This is a genomic window from Streptomyces sp. NPDC102462 (genome assembly GCF_044765425.1).
Lineage (GTDB): Bacteria > Actinomycetota > Actinomycetes > Streptomycetales > Streptomycetaceae > Streptomyces.
Genome location: NZ_JBIWKB010000069.1, coordinates 12,636 through 30,042 on the forward strand (window position 1 = coordinate 12,636; position 17,407 = coordinate 30,042).

13 protein-coding genes are annotated in these 17,407 nt (G+C 72.0%); 10 read left to right on the forward strand and 3 right to left on the reverse strand.

Annotated elements, in window-relative coordinates:
* The first annotated feature begins 153 nt into the window (after positions 1-153).
* A complete protein-coding gene (locus ACIRFL_RS37355; RefSeq protein WP_404038095.1) occupies positions 154-627 on the forward strand; it encodes a DUF6099 family protein in 474 nt (157 codons plus the stop codon).
* 31 nt (positions 628-658) lie between these two features.
* Here ACIRFL_RS37355 and ACIRFL_RS37360 read toward each other — a convergent pair whose 3' ends face one another.
* Positions 659-832, reverse strand: a complete 174-nt coding sequence (locus tag ACIRFL_RS37360; protein ID WP_404038098.1) for a hypothetical protein — start codon at positions 830-832, stop codon at positions 659-661.
* A 180-nt stretch (positions 833-1,012) separates the two neighbouring features.
* Between ACIRFL_RS37360 and ACIRFL_RS37365 the strand changes: the two genes are divergently transcribed.
* Positions 1,013-1,936 (forward strand): LLM class F420-dependent oxidoreductase, encoded by a 924-nt coding sequence (locus ACIRFL_RS37365; RefSeq protein WP_404038101.1) that lies wholly within the window; start codon positions 1,013-1,015, stop codon positions 1,934-1,936.
* A 490-nt stretch (positions 1,937-2,426) separates the two neighbouring features.
* Here ACIRFL_RS37365 and ACIRFL_RS37370 read toward each other — a convergent pair whose 3' ends face one another.
* Positions 2,427-3,380, reverse strand: a complete 954-nt coding sequence (locus ACIRFL_RS37370; RefSeq protein ID WP_404038104.1) for an aldo/keto reductase — start codon at positions 3,378-3,380, stop codon at positions 2,427-2,429.
* A 147-nt stretch (positions 3,381-3,527) separates the two neighbouring features.
* Here ACIRFL_RS37370 and ACIRFL_RS37375 point away from each other — a divergent pair, with 147 nt between their 5' ends.
* From ACIRFL_RS37375 to ACIRFL_RS37400, 6 genes are all read left to right on the forward strand, one after another.
* Entirely contained in the window at positions 3,528-4,448 is a 921-nt protein-coding gene (locus tag ACIRFL_RS37375; protein ID WP_404038107.1) for a helix-turn-helix transcriptional regulator, read from the forward strand.
* Between the two features lie 250 nt (positions 4,449-4,698).
* Positions 4,699-6,159, forward strand: a complete 1,461-nt coding sequence (locus ACIRFL_RS37380; RefSeq protein WP_404038110.1) for a 3' terminal RNA ribose 2'-O-methyltransferase Hen1 — start codon at positions 4,699-4,701, stop codon at positions 6,157-6,159.
* The gene (locus tag ACIRFL_RS37385) at positions 6,156-8,699 is read left to right on the forward strand and encodes a polynucleotide kinase-phosphatase (RefSeq protein ID WP_404038113.1); all 2,544 of its coding nucleotides are present in this window, start codon (positions 6,156-6,158) and stop codon (positions 8,697-8,699) included. The genes ACIRFL_RS37380 and ACIRFL_RS37385 overlap by 4 nt, the downstream gene beginning before the upstream one ends.
* Positions 8,700-9,455: 756 nt before the next feature.
* Entirely contained in the window at positions 9,456-10,679 is a 1,224-nt protein-coding gene (locus tag ACIRFL_RS37390) for an arginine deiminase (protein WP_404038116.1), read from the forward strand.
* A 114-nt stretch (positions 10,680-10,793) separates the two neighbouring features.
* Complete coding sequence (gene argF / locus ACIRFL_RS37395) at positions 10,794-11,801, forward strand: ornithine carbamoyltransferase (RefSeq protein ID WP_404038119.1); 1,008 nt, start codon at positions 10,794-10,796, stop codon at positions 11,799-11,801.
* Between the two features lie 152 nt (positions 11,802-11,953).
* The gene (locus ACIRFL_RS37400; RefSeq protein ID WP_404038122.1) at positions 11,954-13,417 is read left to right on the forward strand and encodes an amino acid permease; all 1,464 of its coding nucleotides are present in this window, start codon (positions 11,954-11,956) and stop codon (positions 13,415-13,417) included.
* Here the strand turns inward: ACIRFL_RS37400 and ACIRFL_RS37405 are convergent.
* Complete coding sequence (locus tag ACIRFL_RS37405) at positions 13,377-13,829, reverse strand: ATP-binding protein (RefSeq protein ID WP_404038125.1); 453 nt, start codon at positions 13,827-13,829, stop codon at positions 13,377-13,379. The two genes, ACIRFL_RS37400 and ACIRFL_RS37405, sit on opposite strands and share 41 nt — an antisense overlap.
* A 313-nt stretch (positions 13,830-14,142) precedes the next feature.
* Between ACIRFL_RS37405 and ACIRFL_RS37410 the strand changes: the two genes are divergently transcribed.
* A complete protein-coding gene (locus ACIRFL_RS37410) occupies positions 14,143-14,964 on the forward strand; it encodes an enoyl-CoA hydratase family protein (RefSeq protein ID WP_404038128.1) in 822 nt (273 codons plus the stop codon).
* A 6-nt stretch (positions 14,965-14,970) separates the two neighbouring features.
* Positions 14,971-17,358, forward strand: a complete 2,388-nt coding sequence (locus ACIRFL_RS37415; RefSeq protein ID WP_404038130.1) for a bifunctional salicylyl-CoA 5-hydroxylase/oxidoreductase — start codon at positions 14,971-14,973, stop codon at positions 17,356-17,358.
* The last annotated feature ends 49 nt before the right edge of the window (positions 17,359-17,407 follow it).

Here is a 17,407-nt window from a genome sequence, read left to right on the forward strand (position 1 = left end):
CTCCGGAGTCAAAGTGGCCGTCGAATCCGAATTGTTGTCCACAGATTTCCGTCTTCCTCTGGCTTTTCGTCCCACGGGCCCTCACTCTGGGTAGTGAACGGCGCAGCGAGGGCGAGACGTGCGCGGAGCACGTCGGAGGGACGGGGGCAGCACATGGACGCGGTGCGGCTCATCGGGACGAGCAGGCGCGCCCTGACCGCGGGCGGCGACGCGCCGCAGACCCTGGCGGAGGTGTGGCAGGCACAGGCCCTGGCCCAGGCGATCGGCAGCCGTCTGGCGGTCTCCGGACCACCCGAACTGCGCGGCGAGGCACTGGGCCTGACGGAGCTGGCGGGCCGGGGCTGCGGCGTCCTGGACGCGCCGGACCTCGACCCGGGGGACCTGCGCGCGGCCCAGCTCACCGAACTGGACGACGCCCGCCATACGCTGCTGTGCCTGGGCGGCCTGCTCGCGGAGGTCGGCATAGCCCTGGTAGGGCTGGCCAGCGCCGCGGCCGACGAGACGACGTACTGGCAGTGCATGGAGGCGATCGACGCGGCGGACGAGTCCCGCGACCGGGTGCGGGAGATGCTGCGCAAGCTGGCCGCCAGAGAGGAGGCGGCGATGCCGGAGACGGAGGTGGGCTAGTGCGGGCCGGCCGGCACGGACCGGCCCCGCCTCAGCCGAGGTCGGCCTCGTCCGCGGACGCGCGGCGGTACCCCCCGGCCGACTGCAGATCCGCGTCCAGAGCGGACAGGTCCGCGTTCAGGGCGGCCATCAACTCCTCCATCTGCTCCAGCAATCCCTTCGGCTGTCCGGACCCCGCAGGGAGCGGCACGGACTCTTCCGACATGACGGCCTCCTCGCGGACGCCGGACGGTCCGGCCCCCACCGCCCAACGATGATCGCGGGGGCCGGTCACCGCCGCCACGGCACCTGGGCGTGCGGTTGACGTGAATTCACCCGGCCGGGGACGGCGGCGACAGGGGGTGCCGGTGGGGTCGGGAAGGGCGGCGGCGTGCAGGATGGATGTATGGACCTTCGAATCTTCACCGAGCCCCAGCAGGGGGCGACCTACGACACCTTGCTCGCCGTGGCCAAGGCCACCGAAGAACTCGGGTTCGACGCGTTCTTCCGCTCGGACCACTACCTGCGCATGGGCAGCGTGGACGGGCTGCCCGGGCCCACCGACGCCTGGATCACCCTGGCCGGGCTCGCCCGCGAGACCAAACGCATCCGGCTCGGCACGCTGATGACCGCGGGCACCTTCCGGCTGCCCGGCGTCCTCGCCATCCAGGTCGCGCAGGTCGACCAGATGTCCGGCGGCCGGGTCGAACTGGGGCTGGGCGCGGGCTGGTTCGAGGAGGAGCACAAGGCGTACGGCATCCCGTTCCCGAAGGAGAAGTTCGGCCGACTTGAGGAACAGCTGGCCATCGTCACCGGACTGTGGGAGACCAAGGTCGGGGACACCTTCGACTTCCACGGCACCTACTACGACCTGACCGGCTCGCCCGCGCTGCCCAAGCCCGCCCAGGCGAAGATCCCGGTGCTGATCGGCGGGCACGGGGCGACCCGTACGCCGCGGCTGACCGCACGCTACGCCGACGAGTTCAACATGCCGTTCGCCTCGATCGCAGACAGCGAGCGGCAGTTCGGCCGGGTCCGTGCCGCGGCGGGGGCCGCCGGGCGTGCCGCCGACGACATCACGTACTCCAACGCCCTCGTCGTCTGCGTCGGCCGGGACGACCAGGAGGTCGCCCGCCGGGCGGCCGTGATCGGCCGCGAGGTCGAGGAGCTGAAGGCCAACGGCCTGGCCGGCTCCCCGGCCGAGGTCGTCGACAAGATCGGCAAGTACGCGGAGATCGGCTCCGAACGGATCTACCTCCAGGTCCTGGACCTCACCGACCTGGACCACCTGGAACTGATCTCGTCCCAGATCCAGACACAGCTGTCGTAGCCCCTACCACGTGCCACGGCCCCCGGGCCGCCTCGAAGCCCACCCGCGCCGAACCCACCGCGCCCAGGCGGGCGTGTGCGGCGGCATGCGCGGGCGGGGCTGCTGGTGTGCGCGGGGGTGGCCGGCGCGCGACGGTGTTGACCAAGGGGCAGTTGGCCGTGGTCATGCTCCAGCGCGCGCCGGTGGGGTGCCGTTCGCCTACGTGGCCGGGGACGAGGCCTACGGTCGCAGCCCGAACCCGCGCCAGGCGAACGAGGCAGCCGAGCGGGGGTCCCGCGACTGCCCGGACGGATGGCGCCGCAGCCTGCTGATCCGCCGCGACCGCGAAACGGCAGCCGAATACGCCTGACTCCTGTGCCACCACCGGTGCGGCACCAGTCTCGCCCTGCTCGCCCAGGCACTGCTCGCGGTACTGCGCTCACGCCTTCCGGCAAACGGCAGCGCTGGTCACGCCGGCGCCGCCACCAAGCCGCCGCCGATCCGACGACCGCTACATTTCGTGCTCCCACCAGCCGCGCGTGTCGACGTCTGTGGCATCCGCCAGCGCCTCCAGTTCCGCGATCTCCTCGTCGGCGAGTTCGATGCCGCGAGCTCGGACCAACCCGTCGATGTAACCCGACTTCGTGACCCCGATGATCGGGGTGGTCCCCTTGGCGATGGCCCAGGCGGTGGCGACATCGGCGGCGGACGCGCCTCGGTCCTTGCCGATCGCCTCCATCCGGTCCGTCAGCGCCTGCAGCTGGGGCAGGATGCCGTTGTACACGGACGCCCGGCTGCTCCCTTCCGGCAATGGATTCGCCGGGCTGTACCTGCCGGTCAGCGCTCCTTGTTCGAGGACCATGTAGGAGAAGAACCGCACGTCGTGCTCGCGGCAGTGGTCGAGAATGCCCGCGCGCTCAGAGCTCCGGTACAGGAGGCTGTAGTGGTTCTGGACCGCCTCCACGCGGAAGCCGGCCTCGCCGAGGATCTGATCGGCAAGAGCGATCTCCTCCATGTTGTGGTTCGAGACGCCGACATGCTTGATTGTGCCGCTCTTGAGCAGCGGGATCAGAGGCGGCGTCCATCGTGCCACGTCGGCAGGATTATGGATCCAGAAGAGATCCACATAGTCCGTACGCATTCGGTCGAGGCTCTGCTCCAGCATGTCCGCGACCGGATCGTCACCGTCGCCCGCGATCTGCGGGGTGAACTTCGTCGACAGCTGGTACTCGCTGCGGTGATAGCCCCTCAGTGCCTGGGCGAGGACAGTCTCCGAGCGGCCCATGCCGTACGCCACGGCGGTGTCCCACAAGGTGAAACCGTTCGACTGCGCCTTCTCGACGACCTCTCGCAGGCCGGACTCGCTCAGCTGACTGCCGAAGTAGCCGTCGCCTGCCTCGCCGCTGTCTCCCCACGCCCATGTGCCCAACGCCACCGCCGGCACAGTCAGCGCCTTGCTCGTCATTTCTTAGCTCCGTTGTTTGTTCTTGGGATCGTGTCGGAACGTTCGAATCCCAGGAGACCGTGATCGCCGCCACCGGAGAAGGTCGCGTCTATGGGGGGTATAACCTCAACCCCTTTCGGGCCGTGACCAGCGGTTACCATGAATGACATGGACCGACAGCCCGGAAACCGCGGAGAAATCCGGGACTTCCTTGCCAGCCGACGCGCCAAAATCACCCCGGCGCAGGTCGGACTGCCGACCAGCGCCCGTCGCCGGGTCACCGGGCTGCGGCGCGAGGAGGTCGCCGTCCTTGCCGGCGTGAGCACGGAGTGGTACACGCGGCTGGAGAAGGGGCACATCGGCGGCGTGTCCGAAGACGTCCTTGACGCGGTGGCTCGTGCCCTGCGACTGGATGACGACGAACGCACCTACCTGTTCGACCTGGCCCGGTCATCGCGGCACGAGAGTCGCACGCCGTCGCGTCGCAGGGACGTCGAGGTCCCGCCCCGGGTCCAGTGGCTGCTCGACTCCATGACGATGTCCTCGGCGTTCGTACGCAACGGCCGCACGGACATCGTCGCCGGCAACCCGCTGGCCCGAGCCCTGCTCGCGCCGATGTTCGACAGCGCCACCATCGACAAGCGTGGCCGCCCCAACATCGCCCGCTATATCTTCCTCGACCTTGGTGCACATGACTTCTTCGTCGACTGGGACGCCGCCGGCGTCGCCACCGCCGCCCTGCTGCGCGCCGAGGTCGGGCGCGAGCCCCGCGACCGGGCACTGCGTGAACTCGTCGGCGAGCTGTCCACCCTCAGCCCGGAGTTTCGCAGCCACTGGGCCGCGCACGACGTCCTGATGCGCCACGACGGCGTCAAACGGCTCCAGCACCCCGACGTCGGCCACCTGGAACTGACCTTCCAGTCCCTCGACCTGCCCTTGTCGGGCCGAGCCGTGCACGACCTGGTCATCTACACTGCCGAACCCGGCACCGCATCCGAGGACCGGCTCAAACTCCTCACCATCTCGGCAGCTACGCAATCGCGGGCGGCACAGCCCATCCGCCATTCTCCTCAGCCCGGGCCGCTCTGATCCGTCGCGGTTCACCCGGCCCGACCAAGGCGAGCAACGCCCGTCAGAAGAGGTTGCGTCGGTGGCCGGCTCGCTGATGCGGCATGCCTTGCCCGCGAGTGTACGTAGACGCCCTGGGAGGGGGAATCGAGTATGCGCAGCCCGCCCCGAGGAATGCAGTCGTCCCGAGCAACACAGCCGTCCGAGGCACGCGGTCGCGCCGAAGTAATTCAGTACCGCCGCAGGTCCACCGGAACCCATACTCGCTCATGTGTTCCTGACGATCTCCACCACGGGCGACGACACCAACCCCGCCACCGACCTCGGGTTTCTGCTGCACAAGCATCCCGACAAGGCGCAGGCGTTCTCCACCTCCCTCGGCACCGCGCACGTCCTCTACCCGGAGGCGAACGTGCGGCGCTGCACGGCGGCGCTGCTGCTGGAGGTGGACACGGTGGCGCTGGTGCGGCGGGGGAAGACGAAGGGCCGCGGCGGCGCTCCGGACGCGGCGCTCGCGCAGTACGTCAACGACCGCCCCTACGCGGCCTCCTCACTGCTCGCCGTGGCCCTGGGCAACGTCTTCTCCAGCGCCATGCGGGGCGTGTGCCGCGCCCGCCCCGAGCGCGCCGCCGCACCGCTGCCGCTGCGCGTGCAGGTCCCGGCGCTGCCCGCGCGCGGCGGCCCCGACCTCGTACGGCGCCTCTTCGAACCGCTGGGCTGGACGGTGACGGCCGAACCGGTCGCGCTGGACGCCGAGTTCCCCGAGTGGGGCGATTCGCGGTACGTCGGACTCGTCCTGGAGTCGCGGACCCTGACCCTCGCCGAGGCGCTGCGCCACCTCTACGTCCTGCTCCCGGTCCTCGACGACGCCAAGCACTACTGGGTGTCGTCCGAGGAGGTCGACAAGCTGCTGCGCGCGGGCGAGGGCTGGCTGCCCGGCCATCCGGAGCAGCGGCTCATCGCCAGCCGCTACCTGACCCGCCGCTGGTCGCTGACCCGGCAGGCGATGGAGCGGCTTGAACTGGTGCGGCTCGCCGAGGCCGACGACAGCGCGGTCGAGGACATCGACAACGCGGTCGCGCAGGAGACCGGGACCGAGGAGAAGCCGACCCCGCTCGCCGTGCTGCGCCGCCAGGCGATCCTCGACGCGCTGAAGCGCTCCGGCGCGACCCGCGTCCTCGACCTCGGCTGCGGTCAGGGGCAGTTGGTGCAGGCACTGCTGAAGGACCCGTCGTTCACCGAGATCACCGGCGTCGACGTGTCGATGCGGGCGCTCACCATCGCCTCCCGGCGGCTGGGACTCGACCGCATGGGCGAGCGTCAGGCATCCCGCGTCCGGTTGTTCCAGGGCTCGCTCGCCTACACCGACAAGCGGCTCAAGGGCCATGACGCCGCCGTGCTCAGCGAGGTCGTCGAGCATGTCGACCCGCCCCGGCTGTCCGCCCTCGAGTACGCGGTGTTCGGCGCGGCCCGCCCCCGCACCGTCCTCGTGACTACCCCGAACGTGGAGTACAACGTCCGCTGGGAGACGCTTCCCGCGGGGCACCTGCGGCACGGCGACCACCGGTTCGAATGGACCCGGCAGGAGTTTTGCGCCTGGGCCCGGGCGGTGGCCGAACGGCACGGCTACGACGTGGAGTTCACGCCGGTCGGAGCGGACGACCCCGAGGTCGGACCGCCCACGCAGATGGCCGAGTTCACGCTGGGCGCAAAGGAGGCGAAGGCAGCATGACCGAGACACCGCACAAGGGACGGGTCCTGCCCGTCACCGACCTCTCCCTCGTCGTGCTCGTCGGCGCGTCCGGCTCCGGCAAGTCGACGTTCGCCCGCCGTCACTTCAAGCCCACCGAGGTCATCTCCTCGGACTTCTGCCGCGGCCTGGTCAGTGACGACGAGAACGACCAGGGCGCGACCCGGGACGCGTTCGACGTGCTGCACTACATCGCCGGGAAGCGGCTGGCCGCGGGCCGTCGCACCGTCGTCGACGCCACCAGCGTGCAGCAGGACAGCAGACGGCAGCTGATCGAACTGGCCAGGAAGCACGACGTCCTGCCCATCGCCATCGTCCTCGACGTGCCCGAGGAGGTGTGCGCCGAGCGCAACGCGGCCCGCGCCGACCGGGCCGGCATGCCGCGCCGCGCCATCCGCCGGCACACCCGCGAACTGCGCCGCTCGCTCAGGAGCCTGGAGCGCGAGGGCTTCCGCAAGGTGCACATCCTGCGCGGGGTGGACGAGGTCGAGGGGGCGAGCGTCGTCACCGAGAAGCGCTTCAACGACCTCACCCACCTCACCGGCCCGTTCGACATCATCGGCGACGTCCACGGCTGCTCGGCCGAACTCGAAGCCCTGCTCGCCAAGTTGGGCTACGCGGACGGCGTACACCCGGACGGCAGGACCGCCGTGTTCGTCGGCGACCTGGTCGACCGCGGCCCGGACAGCCCGGGCGTACTGCGCCGCGTGATGGCGATGGTCGCCGCGGGCAGCGCGCTGTGCGTGCCCGGCAACCACGAGAACAAGTACGGCCGGTACTTGAAGGGGCGCAGGGTCCAGCTCACCCACGGGCTCGCCGAGACGGTGCGGCAGATGGCGCAGGAGAGCGAGGAATTCCGGCAGCGGGTGGGGGAGTTCATCGACGGGCTCGTCAGCCACTACGTCCTCGACGGCGGGCGGCTCGTCGTCTGCCACGCGGGACTGCCGGAGAAGTACCACGGGCGCACCTCCGGACGGGTCCGCTCGCACGCCCTGTACGGCGACACCACCGGCGAGACCGACGAGTTCGGGCTGCCGGTGCGCTACCCGTGGGCGGAAGACTACCGGGGCCGGGCGGCCGTGGTCTACGGGCACACGCCGGTGCCCGAGGCGTCCTGGTTGAACAACACCGTCTGCCTGGACACCGGCGCCGTCTTCGGCGGCAAGCTGACCGCGCTGCGCTGGCCGGAGCGGGAGCTGGTCGACGTACCGGCCGAGCGGGTCTGGTACGAGCCGGTGAAGCCGCTGCACGGCGAGGCGCCCGGCGGACGGGAGGGCCGGCCGCTCGACCTCGACGACGTGCGCGGCCGGCGGGCCGTGGAGACCCGGTACGCGGGCCGGGTCGCGGTGCGCGAGGAGAACGCGGCGGCGGCGCTGGAGGTCATGAGCCGGTTCGCGGTGGATCCGCGGCTGCTGCCGTACCTGCCGCCGACGATGGCGCCGACGGCCACCAGCCGGGTCGAGGGCTATCTGGAGCATCCGGCCGAGGCGTTCGCGCAGTACGCCGAGGACGGAGTCGCGCGGGTCGTGTGCGAGGAGAAGCACATGGGCTCGCGGGCCGTGGCCCTGGTGTGCCGGGACGCGGAGACGGCGCGCGTGCGGTTCGGGGCGGAGGGGGTGACCGGGGCGCTGTACACCCGCACCGGGCGGCCGTTCTTCGACGACGGGGCCGTGACCGAGCAGGTTCTCGGGCGGCTGCGGTCGGCGGCGGACGCGGCCGGTCTGTGGGACGGTCTTGACACCGACTGGCTGCTGCTGGACGCGGAGCTGATGCCGTGGTCGCTGAAGGCGTCGGGGCTGCTGCGCAGCCAGTACGCGGCCGTGGGCGCCGCCTCCGGGGCGGTGTTCCCGGGGGTGCTGGCGGCGGTGGAGGGCGCGGCGGCGCGCGGTGTCGACGTGGCCGGGCTGCTCGCCCGCCAGCGGGAACGGGCCGCCGACGCGGCCGCGTTCACCGACGCGTACCGGCGTTACTGCTGGCCCACCGAGGGACTGGACGGGGTGCGGCTCGCCCCGTTCCAGCTGCTCGCCGTGCGCGGACGCAGCCTGGCCGGTCTGCCGCACGACGAGCAGCTGGCCCTGATCGACCGGCTCGTCGAGCATGACGGGAGCGGGCTGCTGCGGAGCACGCGCCGGCTGTACGTGGACACCGGGGACCCGGAGTCGGTGCGGGCCGGTATCGACTGGTGGCTGGAGCTGACGGGGCGGGGCGGCGAGGGCATGGTCGTCAAGCCGGTGGCCGCGCTCGCCCGCGACCCGCAGGGCCGGCTGGTCCAGCCCGGCATCAAGTGCCGGGGCCGTGAGTACCTGCGGATCATCTACGGTCCCGAGTACACCCGCCCGGACAATCTCGCCCGGCTGCGGCAGCGGTTCCTGAACCACAAGCGGTCGCTGGCGATCCGCGAGTACGCGCTGGGCCTGGAGGCCCTGGACCGCCTGGCGGACTCCGAGCCGCTGTGGCGGGTGCACGAGGCGGTCTTCGCGGTCCTGTCCCTGGAATCAGAGCCGGTCGACCCACGCCTGTGACCAACCTGCGACCCCCGGCAGGGGCCCCGCACATCACCCCCTGCCCCACCAACCAAAGCCCCCCGACTCCGGACCCGCCCCGGGCCTGCGGCCAGGCTGACCGGACGGCCCGTCCGCTCGGCCTGTTGCTTGGGGCGAGTCCGGCGGGTGGCCGGGGAGCGCGTGCTGAGCGCGGGCCTGTTCTGTGCGGAGTTGTCGTGGGTTGGCGGCTGATTCGGCCTGCTCACGTGCACTCCGGGCCGCCCCGGCCCTGCGGCTCCGCTGACCGGCGACGGCCTGTCCCGCTCGGCTGGCCCTCCGGGGCCGGCTGGTGGCCGCGGAACCCGTGCTGAGCGCGGGCCTGTCGCCGGTCGGTGGCTGATCCTCGCGGCGCCGGCCCAGCGGGCGCAGCCGCCGTGTGCAGGCACCCCACCTGGGCCGTCCGGTCCCGCATCGGTTCCAGAGCGTGCGCATTCGTCCCGTCGCCAGGGGCGGGTGACGTCGGCCCGGGGCAGGCTGTCCTCGGTTGGGGGAGGGCAGCGCGGGTCGGACAGGCCCGCTTCTGCCGCACCGACCGTGTCCGCCCCCGGCACCGGCACCGAGGCCGTCGGCGGCCGTGTGATGCGTCGGACATGGCTCCGGTTCGGCCGGGCGGCGGGCGGGGTCGGTGCGGCAGTAGCCGGCGGGAGGTCTTGTCGTCGGGGGGACGAGGATAAGAACGGGCGGAAAGCCGGGGGAGGGAGGGTGAAGCCAGGCCGGGGCGGCCAGGATGGAGGCATGGGATTCCATGTCGACTCCGAGGCCGGGCGGCTGCGCCGTGTCATCCTGCACCGGCCGGATCTGGAGCTCAAGAGGCTCACCCCCAGCAACAAGGACGCCCTGCTCTTCGACGACGTGCTGTGGGTGCGCCGGGCGCGCGCCGAGCACGACGGGTTCGCCGACGTGCTGCGCGACCGCGGGGTCGCCGTCCATCTCTTCGGGGACCTGCTCACCGAGACCCTGGACGTCCCGCAGGCAAGGGGCCTCGTCCTGGACCGGGTCTTCGACGAGAAGGAGTACGGCCCGCTCGCCACCGACCACCTCCGGGCCGTCTTCGAGGCCATGCCCGCGCGCGACCTCGCGGAGGCCCTGGTCGGCGGCATGACCAAGCGGGAGTTCCTGGACGCCCACGAGGAGCCGACCTCCGTCCGTTTCCATGTGATGGACCTCGACGACTTCCTCCTCGACCCGCTGCCCAACCACCTCTTCACCCGGGACACCTCCGCCTGGATCTACGACGGCGTCTCCATCAACGCCATGCGCTGGCCGGCCCGGCAGCGCGAGACCGTGCACTTCGAGGCGATCTACCGGCACCACCCGCTGTTCCGCGGCGAGGAGTTCCACACCTGGTCCGAGGGACAGGCCGACTACCCGTCCACCATCGAGGGCGGCGACGTCCTGGTCATCGGCAACGGCGCCGTCCTGATCGGCATGAGCGAGCGCACCACCCCGCAGGCCGTGGAGATGCTCGCGCACAAGCTGTTCGCCGCCGGGTCGGCACGGACGATCGTCGCGCTCGACATGCCCAAGCGGCGCGCGCTGATGCACCTCGACACCGTGATGACGATGGTCGACGGCGACGTGTTCACCCAGTACGCCGGCCTCGGCATGCTCCGCTCGTACACCATCGAACCGGGCGCCGTCGACAAGGAGCTCAAGGTCACCGACCATCCGCCGGAGCACATGCACCGCGCGATCGCCGCCGCCCTGGGGCTGAGCGAGATCCGTGTGCTGACCGCCACCCAGGACGTGCACGCGGCCGAACGCGAGCAGTGGGACGACGGCTGCAACGTCCTCGCCGTCGAGCCAGGTGTGGTCGTCGCGTACGAGCGGAACTCCACCACCAACACGCATCTGCGCAAGCAGGGCATCGAGGTGATCGAGATCCCGGGCAGTGAACTGGGGCGCGGCCGGGGCGGGCCGCGCTGCATGAGCTGTCCGGTGGTGCGCGACCCCGTGTAGACCCGTCGCAGACCCGTCCGTATATAAATGCTGAGTGTCGTATAGACTTCCATGGTCCGCAGGTCTTCCGCAGTAACCCCGGCCCCCGTCCTCGTATCCCCTGGAGCGCCCCTCATGGCGACAGTCCCGACCGCCCTCGCCGGCCGCCACTTCCTCAAGGAGCTGGACTTCACCGAGGAGGAGTTCCGCGGCCTGATCGAGCTGGCCGCCGAGCTGAAGGCGGCCAAGCGGGCCGGGGCCGAGAGACGGCAGCTGACCGGCAAGAACATCGCGCTGGTCTTCGAGAAGACCTCGACCAGGACCCGCTGTGCGTTCGAGGTCGCGGCGGCCGACCAGGGCGCGCACACCACCTATCTGGACCCGGCCGGCTCGCAGATCGGGCACAAGGAGTCCGTGAAGGACACCGCCCGGGTGCTCGGCCGGATGTTCGACGCCATCCAGTACCGCGGCCACGGCCAGGGCGTCGTCGAGGAGCTGGCCGCATACGCCGGGGTGCCCGTCTACAACGGCCTCACCGACGAGTGGCACCCCACGCAGATGCTCGCCGACGTGCTCACCATGACCGAGCACAGCGACAAGCCGCTGACCCGGATCGCGTTCGCCTACCTCGGCGACGCCCGCTACAACATGGGCAACTCCTACCTGGTCACCGGCGCCCTGCTCGGCATGGACGTGCGTATCGTCGCCCCGCGGCTGCTGTGGCCGGACGAGACGATCGTCGAGGTGGCCCGGCAGCTCGCCGGTGCCTCCGGCGCCCGGATCACGCTCACCGACGACGTGAAGGAGGGCGTACGCGGCGCCGACTTCATCGCCACCGACGTATGGGTGTCGATGGGCGAGCCCAAGGAGGTCTGGGACGAGCGCATAGCGCTGCTCGGCCCGTACGCGGTGACCATGGACGTGCTGCGCGCCACCGGCAACCCGGACGTCAGGTTCCTGCACTGCCTGCCGGCCTTCCACGACCTCGGCACCGACGTCGGCCGTGAGATCCACGAGCGGCACGGGCTGACGGAGCTGGAGGTCACCGACGAGGTCTTCGAGTCCGAGCACTCCGTCGTCTTCGACGAGGCCGAGAACCGGATGCACACCATCAAGGCGGTCCTGGTGGCCACCCTGGCCTGACCGCGGCACCCCCCTCGCTCACCAACCGCCCCGTTCACCCCACCCGCACCGCCCACCAGGCCCCGCCCTGACCGGCGGCCCGGCGCCACCCCCGCCGGCCGCCGCGGCGACCCACCCGTCGCCCCGCACCACCAGAAACGAGCACCACCCCCATGCCCGCTCCCCGCACCACGCTGCGCATCAAGTCCCCCCAGCTCCTCGTCGCCGAATCCGGCGCCGACCGCGAGGGCCACGGCCTGCGGCGCACCATGGGCCTGTTCCAGCTGATCTGCTTCGGCGTCGGCGCGATCGTCGGCACCGGCATCTTCGTCGGCCTGTCCGACTCGGTCGCCCAGGCCGGCCCGGCCGTCGTCGTCTCCTTCGTCCTCGCCGCGATCACCTGCGTGTTCACCGCCCTGTCCTTCGCCGAGCTGGGCGGCGCGATCCCCGTCTCCGGCTCCTCCTACTCCTTCGCCTACGCGGGCCTCGGCGAGCCCACCGCCTTCCTGGTCGGCTGGTGCCTGCTGCTGGAGTACGGCGTCTCCGTCTCGGCCGTGGCCGTCGGCTGGAGCCAGTACGTCAACGAACTGCTGCACGGCCTCACCGGCCGGCAACTGCCCGCCGCGCTCAGCGCCGGGCCGGGCGACGGCGGCATCGTCAACCTGCCCGCCGTGATCGTCATCGCGCTGGCCTGTCTGCTGCTGGTGCGCGGCGTGCGGGAGAGCGCCCGGGCGACCGCCGCCATGGCCGCCGTCAAGCTCGCGATCCTGCTCGCCTTCTGCGCGATCGGCTACAGCGCGTTCAAGGACGGCAACCTCACCCCGTTCTCCCCGGCCGGGCTCGGCGGCATCGGCGCGGGCACCACGGCCGCCTTCTTCTCGTACATCGGCTTCGACGCGATCACCACCGCCGGCGAGGAGGCGAAGAACCCGCGCCGGGACGTCCCGGTCGCGATCCTCGTCTGCATGGGCCTGGTCACGCTGCTGTACTGCGCGGTCGCCGTCGCCGCGATCGGCGCCGTCGGCGGCGACCGGGTGGCCGGCCGGCCCGCCGCGCTGTCGTACGTCGTCAACGAGGTCACCGGGTCCACGATCGGCGGCGGGATCATCGCGTTCGGCGCGGTCGTCGCCATCGCCTCGGTGGTGCTCGCCGTGATGTACGGCCAGACCCGTATCCTGATGTCGATGTCCCGGGACGGCCTCGTCCCGCGCATCTTCGAGAAGGTCTCCCCGCGCACCGCCACCCCGGCCGCCGGGACCCTCGTCGTCGCCGTCGTCTTCGCGCTCCCGGCGGCCTTCGCCTCCCTGGACGCCGTGATGAACCTGTGCACCATCGGCACGCTCGCCGTCATGGCCGTCGTCAACATCGCGGTGATCGCCCTGCGCCGCCGGGAACCGGGACTCGCCCGCACCTTCCGGGTGCCGCTGCACCCGGTGCTGCTCCCACTGCTCGGTGTCGGCTTCTGCCTCTATCTGATGTACGAGACCGGCCGGCGGACCTGGATCCAGTTCGCGGTGTTCCTCGCCGTGGGGCTGCTGGCCTACCTGGGCTACGGCCGCCGGCACTCCACGCTCGCGGGGGCCGCCCGCGCCGAGGTCACGTCCGACGCCGCTGACGCGGCACGGCAGGCAGTCTGAACCACACCGCCTTGCCGGACTCGGTGGGGCGGTGGCCGCAGGACGAGCTGAGCGTCCGGATCAGCAGCAGCCCGCGCCCGCCCTCCTGCCACACGTCGGGCTCCTCGGCGGTCGGGAGGGTCAGGTTGCCGGGCGGCGCCGGGTCCGGGTCGTGCACCTCGACCTGGCAGCCAGTCGGCCGCACCTCCACCACCAGCTCGATCGGGCCCCGTCCCGCGGTGTGCTCCACCGCGTTGGCGACCAGCTCCGCCGTCAGCAGCTCCGCGGTGTCGCGGTCGGCCGCGTGCTCCAGCTCCGCCAGGGCGTTGCGCACCAGGGCACGCGCGACCGGCACGGCCGCGGTGGTGTGCGGCAGCGCGATGCGCCAGGAGGCCGAGGCGGAGGGGCGTTCGTGCACGGTGGTTCCGTTCATGGAGCAGGCTGTCCAGCTTGCAACCTCAGAAAGGGTACGGTGCCCGATCCCGGAGGGACTGGACGGGTACCGTCCGGGGCGTTCGGCCCCGCTGTGAGCTGGCCTACCCGGGCCGACGGTCCACCTCGCACCTGCGGTCACATTGTTACCGGGCTCTTGACGGGCCGTGACGGATGTGGCCGGATCTCGACGCTCCACGGTCCCGCCCGGCCCTCGTTCTGTCGCGCTCTCCTGACGGTGGTCAGAATTCGGTGATAGCTTCTCGGGGTAGAGCTACGTGAGGAACCGTCCGCGCCCGAGGAGGCCGCACCTCATGAGCCCCTTCACCGGCTCCGCCGCCCGCACCGCCGCCTGGGACCACCTCAGGGTCGACCGCACCGAGGGCGTCGCCACCGTCACCCTCGCCCGCCCCGAGAAGCTGAACGCGCTCACCTTCGGCGCCTACGCCGACCTGCGCGACCTGCTCGCCGAACTGTCCCGCGAGCGGTCCGTGCGCGCCCTGGTGCTGGCCGGCGAGGGACGCGGCTTCTGCTCCGGCGGCGACGTGGACGAGATCATCGGCGCCACCCTCGCCCTGGACACCGCCCAGCTCCTCGACTTCAACCGGATGACCGGCCAGGTCGTGCGGGCCCTGCGGGAGTGCCCGTTCCCGGTGATCGCGGCGGTGCACGGGGTGGCCGCCGGGGCCGGGGCCGTGCTGGCGCTGGCCGCCGACTTCCGCGTGGCCGACCCGAGCGCCCGGTTCGCCTTCCTGTTCACCCGCGTCGGACTGTCCGGCGGCGACATGGGCGCCGCCTATCTGCTGCCCAGGGTCGTCGGCCTCGGCCACGCCACCCGGCTGCTCATGCTCGGCGAATCGGTGCGGGCCCCCGAGGCCGAGCGGATCGGCCTGATCAGCGAGCTGGCCGAGGACGCCGACGCGGCGGCACAGGCACTCGCCCGCCGGCTGGCCGCAGGCCCGGCCCTGGCACACGCGCAGACCAAGGCGCTGCTCACCGCCGAACTGGACATGCCGCTGGCGGCGTCGGTGGAACTGGACGCCTCGACCCAGGCACTGCTGATGAACAGCGCGGACTACGCCGAGTTCCACGCGGCCTTCACCGAGAAGCGCCCCCCGAAGTGGCGGGGGAGGTGAGCCTCGATGCCGACCCCGGGCGAGCCGCCCCCCAGGGGGGCGCGGGGCCGTGCCGATGTGCGGCCCCGCCGCGGGGCGCGACACGCCACGGCGGACCCGCAGCCGCCGGCGGCGACCGGCCGTCCGCGACGCATAGCGATCATCGGTGGCGGTCCCGGCGGCCTCTACGCGGCCGCACTGCTGAAACGGATGAACCCCGGGAGGGAGGTCACCGTCTGGGAACGCAACGCCCCCGACGACACCTTCGGCTTCGGAGTCGTCCTCTCCGACGAGACGCTGGGCGGCATCGAACACGCGGACCCGGTGGTCCACGAGGCCCTGCGACGGGAGTTCGTCCGCTGGGACGACATCGACATCGTCCACCGCAACACCCGCCACACCTCTTCGGGACATGGCTTCGCCGCGCTCGGCAGGCGACGGCTGCTGGAGATCCTGCACGAACGGTGCCGCGCCCTCGGCGTCGACCTGCGCTTTCGCAGCGAGGCGCCGCACCCGGCCCGGCTTGCCACGGCGTACGACCTGGTCATCGCCGCCGATGGTGTGCACAGCACCACCCGTGAGGCATACGCCCATGTGTTCCGCCCCCATGTGGCCACCCACCGGTGCCGCTACATCTGGCTCGCCGCCGACTTCGCCTTCGACGCCTTCCGCTTCGAGATCGCCGAGACCGAGCACGGCGTCATGCAACTGCACGGCTACCCGTTCGCCGCCGACGCCTCCACCGTGATCGTGGAGATGCGCGAGGAGGTGTGGCGGGCCGCCGGATTCGACGGACTGGGCGCACCGGAATCCGTCGAGCGGTGCGCCAAGACCTTCGCGGACGCGCTCGGCGGACGGCCGCTGCGCTCCCACAGGTCCGCCTGGACCGCCTTCCGCACGGTCGTCAACGACCACTGGTCGCACGGCAATGTCGTCCTGCTCGGCGACGCCGCCCACACCGCCCACTTCTCCATCGGCTCCGGCACCAAGCTCGCCGTCGAGGACGCCCTGGCCCTGGCCGCCTGCCTGACCGAGCACCCCACGACGGCCGGGGCGCTCGCCGCCTACGAGGCCGAGCGCAGACCGGTCGTCGCCTCCACCCAGCGCGCCGCCCGCGCCAGCCTGGAGTGGTTCGAGGACCTTGACCGGTACCTCGACCAGCCGCCCCGCCTCTTCGCCTTCAACCTGCTCACCCGCAGCCGCCGCGTCACCCACGACAACCTGCGGCTGCGCGACGCCCGCTTCACCGAGGCCGCCGAGCGCGCGTTCGGCTGCCCGCCGGGCACACCGCCGATGTTCACCCCGTTCCGGCTGCGCGGCCTGACCCTGCGCAACCGGGTCGTCGTCTCGCCCATGGACATGTACTCGGCCACCGACGGCGTCCCCGGCGACTTCCACCTCGTCCACCTGGGCGCCCGCGCCCTCGGCGGCGCCGGGCTGCTGATGACCGAGATGGTCTGCGTGAGCGCCGAGGGGCGGATCACCCCCGGCTGCACCGGCCTCTACACCGGCCGGCAGGCCGAGGGCTGGCGGCGGATCACCGACTTCGTGCACGCGCGGGCGCCGGGCACCGCGATCGGCGTGCAACTCGGCCACAGCGGGCGCAAGGGCTCCACCCGGCTGATGTGGGAGGGCATCGACGAGCCGCTGCCCGAGGGCAACTGGCCGCTCGTGGCCGCCTCGCCCCTGCCGTACAAGCCGGGCAGCCAGACGCCGCGCCCGCTCTCCCGCGCCCAGCTGACCGACATCCGCGAGCAGTTCACGGCCGCCGCCCGGCGGGCCGCCCGGGCCGGCTTCGATCTGCTCGAACTGCACTGCGCGCACGGCTATCTGCTGTCCGGCTTCCTGTCCCCGCTCACCAACCGGCGCACCGACGCCTACGGCGGCTCGCTCGCCAACCGGCTGCGTTTCCCGCTGGAGGTCTTCGACGCGGTGCGCGCGGTGTGGCCCGAGGAACGGCCCATGACCGTGCGCATCTCCGCCACCGACTGGGCCGACGGCGGGACCACGGCCGAGGACGCCGTGGCGATCGCCCGCGCCTTCGCCGCGCACGGCGCCGACGCGATCGACGTGTCGACCGGGCAGGTGGTGGCCGACGAGCGGCCCGAGTTCGGACGCTCCTACCAGACGCCGTTCGCCGACCGCATCCGGCACGAGACCGGTGTCCCGGTGATCGCGGTCGGCGCGATCAGCTCCTGGGACGACGTCAACTCCCTGATCCTGGCCGGGCGCGCCGACCTGTGCGCGCTGGCCCGGCCACACCTGTACGACCCGAACTGGACGCTGCACGCGGCGGCCGAGCAGGGCTACGAGGGGCCGGGCGTCGGCTGGCCCGCGCCCTACCGGGCGGGCAGCCGCCCCCCGCGGACCGGGCGCACGGACGCCCCCAAGCCCCGGCTCACCCTGGGGAGCTGACCTGCGTTCCGGCCCTTATGAATGCGCCGGGACCAGGCCCCATGAACTC